This is a genomic window from Polaribacter batillariae, from assembly GCF_017498485.1.
GTDB lineage: Bacteria > Bacteroidota > Bacteroidia > Flavobacteriales > Flavobacteriaceae > Polaribacter > Polaribacter batillariae.
In genome coordinates this window covers 3,638,527-3,651,159 of record NZ_CP071795.1, presented here as the reverse complement: position 1 = coordinate 3,651,159, position 12,633 = coordinate 3,638,527, and the positions used below count along the sequence as shown (strand labels likewise).

The 12,633-nt window shown below is 26.3% G+C and carries 12 protein-coding genes; all 12 read right to left on the bottom strand.

Translation table 11 applies throughout. The annotated features are described in order from the left end of the window. Nucleotides 1-6: 6 nt before the first annotated feature. Nucleotides 7-1,716, bottom strand: coding sequence for an asparagine synthase (glutamine-hydrolyzing) (gene asnB, locus JL193_RS16075; protein ID WP_207971735.1), 1,710 nt, complete (start codon nucleotides 1,714-1,716; stop codon nucleotides 7-9). A 3-nt stretch (nucleotides 1,717-1,719) separates the two neighbouring features. Continuing rightward, nucleotides 1,720-2,418, bottom strand: a complete 699-nt coding sequence (locus JL193_RS16070) for an acylneuraminate cytidylyltransferase family protein (protein ID WP_207971734.1) — start codon at nucleotides 2,416-2,418, stop codon at nucleotides 1,720-1,722. Next, on the bottom strand, nucleotides 2,419-3,531 hold the full coding sequence (locus JL193_RS16065; protein WP_207971733.1) for a class I SAM-dependent methyltransferase: 1,113 nt from the start codon (nucleotides 3,529-3,531) through the stop codon (nucleotides 2,419-2,421). Between the two features lie 3 nt (nucleotides 3,532-3,534). Beyond that, complete coding sequence (neuC, locus tag JL193_RS16060; protein WP_207971732.1) at nucleotides 3,535-4,695, bottom strand: UDP-N-acetylglucosamine 2-epimerase; 1,161 nt, start codon at nucleotides 4,693-4,695, stop codon at nucleotides 3,535-3,537. A 1-nt stretch (nucleotide 4,696) separates the two neighbouring features. Then, on the bottom strand, nucleotides 4,697-5,695 hold the full coding sequence (locus JL193_RS16055; protein WP_207971731.1) for an N-acetylneuraminate synthase family protein: 999 nt from the start codon (nucleotides 5,693-5,695) through the stop codon (nucleotides 4,697-4,699). A gap of 125 nt (nucleotides 5,696-5,820) precedes the next feature. Next, on the bottom strand, nucleotides 5,821-6,681 hold the full coding sequence (locus tag JL193_RS16050; RefSeq protein WP_302849930.1) for a beta-1,6-N-acetylglucosaminyltransferase: 861 nt from the start codon (nucleotides 6,679-6,681) through the stop codon (nucleotides 5,821-5,823). A gap of 128 nt (nucleotides 6,682-6,809) precedes the next feature. Then, nucleotides 6,810-7,454 (bottom strand): CatB-related O-acetyltransferase, encoded by a 645-nt coding sequence (locus tag JL193_RS17405; protein ID WP_207971730.1) that lies wholly within the window; start codon nucleotides 7,452-7,454, stop codon nucleotides 6,810-6,812. Continuing rightward, entirely contained in the window at nucleotides 7,447-8,694 is a 1,248-nt protein-coding gene (locus JL193_RS16040; protein WP_207971729.1) for a glycosyltransferase family protein, read from the bottom strand. The genes JL193_RS17405 and JL193_RS16040 overlap by 8 nt, the downstream gene beginning before the upstream one ends. 9 nt (nucleotides 8,695-8,703) lie before the next feature. Then, a complete protein-coding gene (locus JL193_RS16035) occupies nucleotides 8,704-9,633 on the bottom strand; it encodes a glycosyltransferase family 2 protein (protein WP_207971728.1) in 930 nt (309 codons plus the stop codon). 3 nt (nucleotides 9,634-9,636) lie between these two features. Continuing rightward, nucleotides 9,637-10,458: a glycosyltransferase family 2 protein gene (locus JL193_RS16030; RefSeq protein ID WP_207971727.1), complete on the bottom strand. Its 822-nt coding sequence runs from the start codon at nucleotides 10,456-10,458 to the stop codon at nucleotides 9,637-9,639. Nucleotides 10,459-10,463: 5 nt separating this feature from the next. Then, entirely contained in the window at nucleotides 10,464-11,633 is a 1,170-nt protein-coding gene (locus tag JL193_RS16025; protein ID WP_207971726.1) for a glycosyltransferase family 4 protein, read from the bottom strand. Continuing rightward, nucleotides 11,633-12,628 (bottom strand): glycosyltransferase family 2 protein, encoded by a 996-nt coding sequence (locus JL193_RS16020; RefSeq protein WP_207971725.1) that lies wholly within the window; start codon nucleotides 12,626-12,628, stop codon nucleotides 11,633-11,635. Before JL193_RS16020 ends, JL193_RS16025 begins: the two co-directional genes overlap by 1 nt. Nucleotides 12,629-12,633: the final 5 nt, after the last annotated feature.

Sequence of the window (12,633 nt, the reverse complement as noted above, 5' to 3'; positions counted from 1 at the left end):
ATCTTCTTAATTATTAACCAACATTGCTAGATTTATCCATTGCCAAATATAAAAACTAGAGTCTTTATCTCCTTGTTTATATTCTTTTAACAATTTATCTAATTCTGTAAAATTAAACCAATTAGAAACTTTACTATCTTTTAACTGTTCTATATAATTTTCTACATCATTAAAAAGCTCCTCTCCTAACCATTCTCTTTGTGGTGTTTGTAAAGGTCTTTTAGGTGCGTATGTAATTGAATCGCTTAAATATTCTGAAACAATTTCTCTTAACAAATATTTTTGAGTTGTTTTGTTAATTTTATATTCTAATGGCTGAGCAAAAGCATATTCTACCAATCTAAAATCTAAAAAAGGTTCTCTTAACTCTGTACTATACCCCATAGAAATTCTATCGTTAAAACGTAAGGCTCTTGGTATTTTTGTATAAAATAAATCTCTATACTGTTTGTTTAAAACAGCATCTTTAAAGGGTTCTGGATATTTTGGTTTTACTGCTTTTTGTAAAAATTCTTTTGTGAGTGCATTTTTTCTAAAAGGAGAAGATTTTGTACCTTGAATAGTTGCATTATTATTTTTTAAATAATAATCGTAACCCGCCCACTGTTCATCCATTCCTTGTCCATCTAAAAGTACCAAAACATTGTCTTTTCTTGCTTTCTTAAATATTTCGCTATATGCAACTGTTGGAATTCCTCCATAAGGTTCATCTTGCATATGAGCTATGTTTTCAATTTTATCTTTTAAATTGATATCTGCTTCTAATATAATTTTTTCCAGTGGATTTTTTGTTAAAGAAATCATTTCTTCTACCCAAGGTAATTCATCATATCTTTTATCATTCGTATAAAATGTATATGCTTTAATTTTCTCTTTTCCTTCAATTTTATTTACAAGTGCTAATAATGTAGAACTATCTAAACCTCCACTAATGTTAAAACCTATAGTAACATCTGCCCTAAACCTTAATTTTATACTGTCTTTTAATAGCGTTTTGTATTCTTCTTTTACAACATTAAAACTCTTTTTTTGTTGGTGCTTTTTAATTTCATTTTCAAAAAAATACCATTTAAAAACTTGTAAGTTTTTATTTTTATATTCTAAATAATGCCCTGCTGGCAATTGCTGGATATCTTTCCAAAAAGTTTCATTTGGCAAACCATAGCTACCATAGGCAAAATAACTTGCCCATACTTTCTCATTTGCTTTTTTTACAATTCCTGATATAAATAATGCTTTTATTTCTGATGAAAAAATAAATTTTTCTTCTTTTTTAAAATAATAAAAGGGTTTTACCCCAAAACGATCTCTAGCAGCAAATAAGGTTTCTTTTTCTGTATCATAAATAGCAAATGAAAACATACCATTTAATTTTTGTAAGCAATCTTTTTTCCAAACTATAAAACTGGCTAATAATACTTCTGTATCTGAATTTGTTTTAAAATTATAATGGTTTAATAATTCTTCTTTTATTTCTAAATAATTATAAATCTCTCCATTAAAAACTAAAATATATCTCTTGCAATTACTAATAAATGGTTGGTTTGCATTTTCACTTAAATCTAAAATTGACAATCTATTATGGCCTAATTTTGCAGAATCAGAAATAAATTTACCTGTAAAATCAGGACCTCTATGATGTTGTGAAACTAACATTTTATCTAATAAAATTTCACCATCTTCTATATTCCCTAAAAGTCCTACTATACCACACATAATTTACTTTTTTTTATGAAGTAACATAGCTTCTGCTTTTTCCCAATCTTCCATAGTATCTATATTTACATACCATTTTTTTGGAGATTCTATATAAGAAATACTATTACCAAACAAAGATTGTTGTTCTAATAAAACAGCTGTTTTTGTAATGTAAATACTTCCATCTCTATGAAATGCTTTGGGTAAATCTTGTCTTCTAGAAATAATTTGTTTTTCACCTGTTGCAATTTTTAAATTTCCTAAATTATCTTGCTCAAAGACCCAATGTGGGTTGTATTCATGAGGAACTTGTTGCACAGAAACTAAAGAATCTGTATCTTTTTCTATAAATGTTTGTATTGCTTTGTCTAAAAACTTAACAGTTCTAAAAGGGCTTGTTGTTTGTAGCAAACATACTGCATCAAAAAAAATGTTTTGTTTTTTATAAAAATCTAAAGCATGTAAAATAACCGGTAATGTTGGTGTAGTATCTAAAGATAAGTCTTGGGGTCTTTTAAAAGGAGCTTCAATTCCTAAAGATTTTGCTACATCTATTATTTCTTCGTCTTCGGAACTTACAATTAAAGTATCTATAAATTTACTTTTTATAGCAACCTCAGCTGTGTATGCTATTAATGGCTTACCTGCTAATAATTTAATGTTTTTACGAGGAACTCCTTTAGAACCTCCTCTTGCAGGTATAATTCCTAAAATTTTCATTTATTTTGTAAATATAAATCTGTTTTCACCAACTCCAAATTTCATTTTAGCATAAGGAATTTCTTTATGAATGTATTCTATTCTATCAAAACCAAGCCCCCTAGTTAATCTTCTTACATCTTTAGCTCCATTTTTTTCAAGCTCCATTTTCAATTCTTCAGGAGTTATTCTGGTATTTATTGGAACCATTACATGATCTAACATGTAAAAAATACGATTTGTTGAAATTCCATAACCACTTAAAACTTTAATTGCAAAATTTTTATTGATATTACGAACAATCATCCGTAATATCTCAATTTTATCCCAAAAAATACCTCCAGGCTGTTCTATTAAATATTGCCATCCTAAACCATCTGGTTTTAAAACTCTAAGTTGTTCTGAAATGCCTTTTTTCCAGTCTTTAGTGTGGTGTAAAACCCCATTACTAAAAACGATGTCAAACTCGTTTTTTTGAAAAGGCAAATCTAATACGTTACCTATCTTATATTCAACATTTTGTATATTAGCTCTTTTGGCTCTTTTAACAGCATCGTTTATACCAATTTTAGAAATATCAATTCCAACTACTTTTTTTGCTCCTAATAAAGCCCAAGCCACAGAGTATCTTCCTCCACCACAACCCTGATCTAAGACAGTATATTTATGAATGTTAGAAATATCTATGTTATTTATTTCTAATCTTTTCTTTAATAATTCTTTCGTTTCATTAAAATATTTATCTGGGGTAAAACCCTTAAATAGATTACCATAATGGTCTCCAGTTTCTAATTCTAACTTTTCATTTTCTTCATTAATTATAAAATCTTGTGAGGTTTCAAAAATATTATCAAAAGAAGATTTTATTGTTTCTTCCAAATTATTTTTGAGTTCTTTTAATATATTATCAAAAATTATAGCAGGATCTTCATTTTTATTAATTATATTTTCAAAAGAATGAAAAAGAAATGGAATACAAGAAATTTTTAAATAATTATTAAAATTATTATTTGGCAAATTCTCGCAAAAGTTAATTAGGCTTACTACAGAAGCACTGTATTTTTTTTCTGAAATGCATTCAACAATTTTATCTATACTTTTTAAATCTGAAATAGCTTTATCTTCTGCAAACATTTACTAATAATTTATTGTTTTATAAAATTTTATATCTGTACTCGCTAAAATTTCTGCAATTTTCTCTCCAGATTTTCCATCTCCATAAATAGTTGAAGAAGTAATATTTTTTGATGCAATTCTGTTTTCTATTGCTTTAATGATTTCATTTTTATTATAACTAGCATTTAGAACATTGTTGCCTCTTTGTCTTCTATTTTGACGACTTCCAATATTTACTACTGGAACTCCCAAATAAGAACATTCGCGAATTCCCGCACTAGAATTACCTACTAAACATTTACTATTTATCAACAGTTTTAAAAAATCTTTAGGTTCCATGTTCTTAAAAAAATGGATATTCTCTGGCTTTTTAATTTCTCTAAATGTTCTAATTCCGTTTGAAGTACCATCTGAACCAGCATCTACATTTGGCCAAAACCAAAAAGTAGGAATTCCTAACTCGTGTACTGCTTGCAAAGTTTGTTCTACATCTTTTCTAGCAGATGCGTATTCTGTAGTAACTGGATGTTGCATTACCACAATATAACCTTCTTTTTTCCAATTTACATTTGCTCCAACTCCTCCATATTTTTCAATAGGATCAAAATCTAACTTCGGATTGTTTTTAATTTCTGATGCTAAATCTATGGATGGGCAACCTGTATTAAACACCATTTCTGGATTTTCGCCCATTTTTAAAACTCTTTCTTTTGCATCTTCGGAAGCTACTAAATGTAAATCTGCCAACTTTGTATTTGCATGACGTACTTTTTCATCAATATTTCCTGTAACCTCACCTCCTTGAATGTGTATTAAAGGAATATTTTGATAAGAGGCAGCAATGCTTGTGGCAATGGTTTCAAAACGATCTGCAATGGTTACCACTGCATCTGGTTGCAATTTGTAAAATACGTTTGCCAACTCCATAACACCCAAACCTGTTGTTTTTGCCATGGATGTTGGGTTTTCTCCTTCTAAAACCATAAATACCTTTTCATCGATTTTAAAACCATCTTTTTCTATAAAATCGACCGCATTTCCATACCTACCTAACAAAGCAGCACCTGCAATTACCAATTGTAATTCTAATTTAGGGTGATTTTTTATGGCAATTAAAGCTGTTTTTATTCTACTGTAAGAAGGTCTTGCAGTTACAACAACGCATATTTTTTTTATCGACATTTTATTCTGTTATATCTTCATAATTTAGAAAATCCCATTGGTTTAAATCTTTATTCAGTTTTTTACCAATAATATTTTTATACTCGCTTGCCAAGATACCAAAACCTTTAGGTTTTTTAGTTTCTAAATCCGAAAAAGTAAGTACATCTCCTTTTTTAAGATTTTTATTTACAGCTAACGATTTTTCGAAAATAGATTTTAATTCTTTAAAGCTTGAGTTGTCTGTTTTATCAATAGGGTTTTGCAAAGCGATTTCGATATTTCTTACAGCAGCAACTAAATTTGTGGTTTCTTCCATAGTTAAAGATGCTTTTGCATCTGGACCAAACATTTCTTTATCAAAAACTACATGAAACTCTAATATTTCTGCGCCTAAAGTTGTAGCTGCAATACAAGCTTCTGTGGAAGAAGAATGATCTGAAAAACCAACTGTAACCTGATATCTTTTTTTTAATTCTTGAATTACATTTAAACCAAACTGTGCTGGTTTTGTTGGGTATGCAGTTGTACATTGTAATATTGAATAATTGACATTTCTCGATTTTAAAAAAGAAACTGTTTTATCTAATTCATCAAAAGAACTCATACCTGATGATATAATTAATGGTTTTTGGGTTTGTGCTATTTTTTCTAATAGCACAAAATTATTAACCTCTCCTGAACCAACCTTGTAACGTTTTACACCCACTTTTTCTAATACATCTACTGCAGCATTGCTAAAAGGAGAACTCATAAACTCTAAACCAACATCATCACAATGTTGTTTTAAACCTTTCCATTGTTTTAAATTGAATTCCATACGTTTCCAATAGTCCATTCTTGTTGCATCTTGTTTGGAAAATTTTACTCGAAAAGGTTCGTAAATACTGCTTTCTGCTGCTGCAATATGTGTTTGAAATTTAATAGCATTACAACCTGTTTTCGCAACAGCATCTATATAAGCATGTGCCATTCCTAAACTACCATCATGTGCTTGTGCAATTTCTGCTATTATAAACATTTAATTTTAATTTTTTATTATAATAAAAAGTAGAACGTTCTTTATATATCATCTGCAATTATTTTTTAATTACTTGTTATTATGTCTTTAAAATTTAACACATTTAGTAGTTTAGAATATTAATTTTACAATTTATTATTAATACTTGTATCAATTAAATCTAATATTTTATTATCTATTTTTTCATCAAACTTTCTAGCAAATAGCAAATTTTCTGGTTGATTGATTAATAAATTTAAATCTTCTACTTTAAAAGTTACCGGTAAAAGTGTGTTTTTCCTAGTCCAATCGATATAATGTACTGATGGTAACACCTTAATACTTTTATCATAAATCATAATTTCTTTTAAAATTGTATGAAAAAATTGTTCGTCTGCACAAGCAGTATAATAATAATAATAATAATAATTGTAAATTTTATTTTTATTTTTTTCTATATATTTTAAAATTTTAACTACTGTTTGGTAGTTAAAAACAAACCAATTAGAGCCTTTGTAATGTTCTTTAAAAATTGATTTTCTTTTGAATGTTAAAAGTGATTTTAAATCTTTTAACGTAATTTTATTATTATATAATAATTTTAAAAATAAGCTATAGTTTTTAAAATTAAACTTAAATAAAGGCCACAAATATCTAATGTCTTCTTTCTTTCTTGTATTATTTATTTTAAACTTTAAAACTCTATCCTGATATGTTATTTCTTTTGATTTGTACATAACTAAGTCTATAAATTCATAACTTTTATTTAAAACTAAAAAGTTATCTATTTTACTTAAAGGTTTTATAGGGTAATCTTGTCCACTCAAAAATAATATTTTAGAGTTTTTGTTTTTTGTTTTAACTACATTTTGTAAAAGGTTTATTGTAGCAATAACTAATGAAAAATCTCCCCAAACACAATTTACCCTTTGCTCTATAAAAAACACATTTTTCTCTTGTATCCTAGAGGTAAAATCTTCTATGTTTGATTTTAAATCTACATGAATATAAAAAAAGATTTATCGTCATTCAAACAAGTAATTAATCTTTTTAGTTGATTTGGATTTTTATGAACTGTTAAAATATAGTTTTTTATCATAAATTTTTATCACTATTAATTTGTTAAAAAATATATTTAAAATAATGATGTTTTATTGGATAAATTTTTAAAAAATAATGGTTTGATTTTTTGTAGCTCATTTTTATTGAGATCCCACCATTTCAGTTCTTCTATTTCCTCTATTATTCGCTCTTCAAATCTAAATTTTAAAACTTTTGCTGGTGTACCAGCAACAATTGCATAAGAGGGTATATCTTTTGTTACTACACTTCCTGCAGCTATAATTGCACCATTACCAATTTTTATACCTCCTAAAATTATTGCACCATGCCCCACCCAAACATCATTACCTATTATCGTTTTTTTCGTTTCTTTTAACTGTGCTAATTCTCCATTAAATAATCTTTTATTGATATAAGTAGAAAGGTAATATATTGGATGATTGGTTGTATGTATAGAAACATCTACACCAATTTGACAATATTTACCTATTTCTATATTTCCGTGCAAAAAATTATTGACGCCAAGTGTGGTAAATTTGCCTATTTTTATATTTCCAGAAAATTTACAACGTTCTGGAATGCCATTTTCTCCTTCAAAAAAAACGTTTTCATAACCTTGTGCTTCTTTAGAAATAAAAGTACCTTCTTTACTTCTTTGTTGCCTAAATTTGTATCTTTTATATTGAACAAGTTTTTTATAAATAAAATATTTAAGCATCTAAAGTTTTAATTTGTTCGTTTAAAATTTTGTTGAAGTTTTCTGCTGAAATATACATAAATAATTCTTCATTTATAAGATTCTTTTCTTTGTTGTCTTTAAAAGAGGTCCATAAACGTGATAATATTTTGTAAATTTCTACTTCATTTTCTAAATCTGCAATTAACTGATTGTTAACACCTAATATTCTTGCGGTCTCAGAATTTTTACTTGTTAATGCCATGATTGGTTTTCTAACAGCAATACAATCTGCTAATTTACCTGGCATAAAAGGGCTATTTTCTGAATTCGCTTCTAAAATAAGAACCGCATTTGCTTGTTTTAGCAAATCTAAACTTTTAGAATAACTCACTCTAGTTTTTAGAAGGTTTACATTTTGTAAATCTAAATTTTTATCAAATTCTTCATTTTCTTTTGCTACAGAACCAATAATATTTAAAAAATACAATTGTCTTCTTTCTTCATCTTCATTTATAAATTTATTGAAAACTTTAATCAACGTTTTTGGATTTCTTGGTCCTAACAAACTACCAACATGTAATATATTAAAAGCTGCTTCATTTAAATTAACTAATGTATCTGAAAATAATGTTGGTAAATTAGTTAAATCTGCATATACATGGGGTAAAACGAATGATTTATCTGCTAAGTTTGGATGAAATTTCAACATCCATTCATATAGTTTTAACGAAGGAAATGATACTTTATAGGCTTTTTCTATTACTTTATTAGATTTTTTTGCTTTTAATCTACCAACATGACTTGAAGGTTTTCCATATGGTTTAGGGTATTGATGAATTGGATATGGATCGTGATAATATACAATATAAGGTACTTTTGTTTTTATGCTCGCGATTGCAAAAAAATTTGAATTTGAATTCCCTGCGCCTAAAACTAAAATAAAATCATAGTTATTATCTAATTCTTCTTTTATTGTTTGTTTCCAAGATTTAATTTTCCTTAGTTCACCAAAATTAAAACCTGTTGTATAAGCTGGTAAAGCATTTGCTTTGGGTATTTTTTTTAAAATATTAATTACATTACTTTCTTTTAAATTGTGTATTTCGAGAAATGTTATATTATCATTTTTTAGCCATGGGAAAGTGTTATCTTCGTAATAATCATACAAACATTTTATGGAATGCCCTCCTAATAAAAGTGCCATTAATATTCTTGAATTACAAATTCCTGCGGATGTTTTATTAATTCTAAGATCTTCTACCAATGCTAATATTTTCATCTAAAAAAATTATTGTTTAATTAATTTGTTTTTTTTCAAAAAAGCATATACCCCATATTTTATTCGAAAAAGTTGATATTTAATTATTTCAAATTTATTTTTTTGTAATATAGAATTTACAATTTTTTTAGAATTTAAAAGATAGCTTTGAGTGAAAAAAAAGTTTTTTAAGAGTTTGGTCATTTTGTTTTTTTCTACCAAAAGATTAGATACTACAGTATGTGCATCTATATAAGAATTTATTCTAATAGAGTTTTTATTGGAAAACTCGCCAGTATTAGAGTTTGAATGCTTCCTATTAAAATATAAAATTGAGTCTAATTTTAAACCAATTAAATTTTTTAAAATAAAAATTCTTGAATAGCACTCCCACTCTTCTGCATACATCAAAGATTCATTAAACTGATTTTCTTTTAAAAGATTAGTTTTCCAAACGATTGTACATGATGCAATTTGTAGTTGACGTAAAACTATTTTTTCATAAATATTACCTTCTAAAATACTTTTATTATTATTTAATGAATTCTTAAAACTTTCCTTTTTAAACACTCCTGTAAAAGGTTTCTTTTGATAATGCACAAAACTTATACTTTTATCATTTAAAAATTCCTTTACACAAATTTCTAATAGTTTTTCATGGATATAATCATCATCATCAAAAAAAACTAAATAATCTCCTTTTGCTTTGTTAATTCCAATATTTCTGCTTGAAGGTAACCCTTTTTTATGAATATTTGGTTTTATCACAAAGGTAAACCTATTATCTTCTTCAATAAAGTTGGTAATGACCTGCTTTGTGTTGTCTATTGAATTGTCATCAATAATTATGCACTCCCAATTAGTATAAGTTTGTTTTAAAATACAAGATAACATTTCTTCTACAAAATGTACTCTGTTGTAAGTTGTTAAAATTATTGAAATTAGAGGTTGCTTAACCATAGATTATTTTTTTATAAATCTTAGTGGTTTTAATATAAATGATCCTATTTTATAGTCAATTTTATTATATATTTTAATTTTTTGTGCTTCCTCTAATTCAATTTTGTTTAATAAAAAATCTACTAAATCTTTAAAGTATAATTTATACAAATCTTCATGTTTAAGATATATGTACTTCAATAAATCGTACTTGATTTTATTTGCTTTGGTTGTAGTTGAAAGTGTGTGCCTTCTGTAGTTAAATAAAACTTCATCAATTACAAATACGTAACCTCCATTTTTTAAAAGACGAATATAAAATTCCCAATCTTCAAACCCTTTTCTCATTTTTTCATCATATCCAGTTACATATTGCCAATCTTTTCTTTTGAACATACAACTGCCCATAGCTGTATTTTTGATAATCATTTTAGATAAATCTCCTCCTTTAGGTATAAATATGTCTTTTATTTTATTATTAAAAATGATATTTGCTCTACAAGTAACAATTTTAACCTCATTATTTTGTTTTATTTTTTTTAATGCCTTTTCACAAAAAGTTGATTCAAAATAATCATCACTATCTAACACAACTATATAATTACCTTTAGCATTTTCTATCCCTAAATTTCGTGCAGTAGATTGCCCACTATTTTCTTGAGTTAAGAGTACATCAATTTTAGTGGATAATTCTTGTATTTTATTTTTTGTTTTTTGATTTGATCCATCATCAACAACAATAACCTCAACATTTGCATAAGTCTGGTTATTAACAGAATTAATACATGCTTCTAAATACTGATGTGTATTGTAAACAGGAATTATTATTGATATTAAGTCTTCCATTAGAATTAAATATATTGTGATAAAATATCATCAAAATTTTCTACGTAGGAAGGTAAATTAAACTTTTTAATACGTGCTAGGTTTAAATTACCTTCTTTTATTCTTTCTTCTTTATTCTTTATCAATTTTAATAATTTTTCTTCTAAGATTTTCTGATTATTTTCTATCAAGTATTCACTATCTTCTAACAACTGCTTGCATCCTGGGTGATTGGAAACAATTGAAGGAATACCATAAGCCATATACTCCATAACAGAATTTGGCATTCCTTCTATTTGTGAAACCAAAACTGCGATATCTAAAATGTTTAAAATATCTGATACTTCTATATTTGATAAAATTGAAACATTATTTGCTACATTGTTCTCTAAAACTTTGTTTTTTAAATTTTTATAAATTTCTAAAGATGTGTCGTCATTATCTTTATTACCTAATATTACTAAATAAATATTTTCTTTACTTACTTTTAATACTTCAAAAAAGGCATCTAAGAGTAAATCAAAATATTTATCTTTTCTGTAATGTGCAATCATACCGACTACTATAGTGTTTGTTGGAATTTCTAATTCTTTTTTTACTTTAGTTTTATCCTTATTAATTACATCTAAAGTTAAGTATTGTGGTAATAAATGAAGTTTAGAGGTTGCTATTGGATACTCATTTTTAAAAATATCGAAACAATTGGGTGCATTACCAATTACAAAAGGAATGTTTTTGGCTATGTATTTTTCTATAAGATCATTTGTAAGAAAGTCTAAGCCCAATTGATGCCAAAAGGTAGTTTTTACAGAGGGTAATAATTTATAAATTAAAAAGGCAACCTTTGATGTTTTATTTAAATAAGGTATTGTAAGAGCATAATTTTTATTTATTAATGTTTTTCTTAATTGATATAAGTAGGATAGTATCCATTTTATTCTTTTTAGATTTTTTATAGAAAATTCATAAGGCAAATAAAAGTAAGCATTGTGTATATGAAAAGTATTTCTAATCTTAGATTTTTTTTTAAATTCTGTAAATTCTGTCGATTCAAAATCAGAGTGAACTAACATTAAATCTACAACACATTTTTTTTCTTCTACTAAATACTTAGCTAAACCAAGAGCTTGCCTTTGTGCACCACCTAATGCTCCATAATCTAGTATAATTAATATGTTTTTATTTTCTAGATGCATTAATTATAACTTACTTTTTTCTTTAAAATATGTAAACTATTACTAAAAGGTAAAATAAATAGTGCTTTCAATCTCCATGTTTTATCTATTCCTTTTCGATCACCAACAAAATATACTGAATATATTAATGAATCAACTATTTTTTCTAAAATAGTTTTAAATGGTTTGTTACCAAATACTTTTAATCTTTTATTTTGCTTTATCAATTGTTTCTTCCACTCGAAAAATAGTTTAAATTCTTTTAATGAAATAAATTCTTTTGTATAAAGTAATTTGGTTAAAAAAGAGTCTGTAAATTTTATAGAATCATATTCAAGTTTCTTATACAAATTCAATTTAATAATAATATCGTTTTGGAGTTGTATTTTTTTAAATTTAGTTGAAACCTGATTTTGGTGCGTTCTATAATAATACAAAACTTCTTGTAAGTTATGCATTTTGCAAACCCATGCAGTTCTAGCCCAAAAATCGTAATCTTCTACATGAAGCATTTCTTTTTTGAAATCGAAATTTTTATAAGCCTCTTTATTAAGCATTGTAGCTCCTAAACTCATTGGATTACTTAATAATAATTGTGCTTTAATCTGTTCATGAAATTCTTTATGCTTAATTTCTTTATCATAGGCACCAAAAGATTTTAACCAAGAACCACAGACTTTAATTTCTCTATTTTTTTCTAAAAAATTATACTGTTTTTCAAATCTATCAATTGCATTAATATCATCTCCATCTACTCTAGCAATATATTTGCCATTTGCTTCTTTAAAACCAATGTTTAAACTATCTATTAATCCTTTATTTTCTTCTTTTTTAATGATTCTTATTCTAGCGTCTTTATAAGAGGTTATAACATTTATTGTGTTATCTGTAGAACAGTCGTCTATTACAATAATTTCAAAATCTTGAAAAGTTTGGTTTAAAATAGAATCCATACATGCTGAAATGTATTTTTCTACATTGTAAACCGGTAAAACAACAGATACTAAAGGATTCATTTAAA

Coding starts and splice junctions, on each gene's coding strand:
- JL193_RS16065 (WP_207971733.1), bottom strand. CDS start 3,531: ATGTTTGCAGAAGATAAAGCTATTTCAGATTTAAAAAGTATAGATAAA.
- neuC (WP_207971732.1), bottom strand. CDS start 4,695: ATGTCGATAAAAAAAATATGCGTTGTTGTAACTGCAAGACCTTCTTAC.
- asnB (WP_207971735.1), bottom strand. CDS start 1,716: ATGTGTGGTATAGTAGGACTTTTAGGGAATATAGAAGATGGTGAAATT.
- JL193_RS16040 (WP_207971729.1), bottom strand. CDS start 8,694: ATGAAAATATTAGCATTGGTAGAAGATCTTAGAATTAATAAAACATCC.
- JL193_RS16055 (WP_207971731.1), bottom strand. CDS start 5,695: ATGTTTATAATAGCAGAAATTGCACAAGCACATGATGGTAGTTTAGGA.
- JL193_RS16025 (WP_207971726.1), bottom strand. CDS start 11,633: ATGCATCTAGAAAATAAAAACATATTAATTATACTAGATTATGGAGCA.
- JL193_RS16020 (WP_207971725.1), bottom strand. CDS start 12,628: ATGAATCCTTTAGTATCTGTTGTTTTACCGGTTTACAATGTAGAAAAA.
- JL193_RS16070 (WP_207971734.1), bottom strand. CDS start 2,418: ATGAAAATTTTAGGAATTATACCTGCAAGAGGAGGTTCTAAAGGAGTT.
- JL193_RS16035 (WP_207971728.1), bottom strand. CDS start 9,633: ATGGTTAAGCAACCTCTAATTTCAATAATTTTAACAACTTACAACAGA.
- JL193_RS17405 (WP_207971730.1), bottom strand. CDS start 7,454: ATGCTTAAATATTTTATTTATAAAAAACTTGTTCAATATAAAAGATAC.
- JL193_RS16030 (WP_207971727.1), bottom strand. CDS start 10,458: ATGGAAGACTTAATATCAATAATAATTCCTGTTTACAATACACATCAG.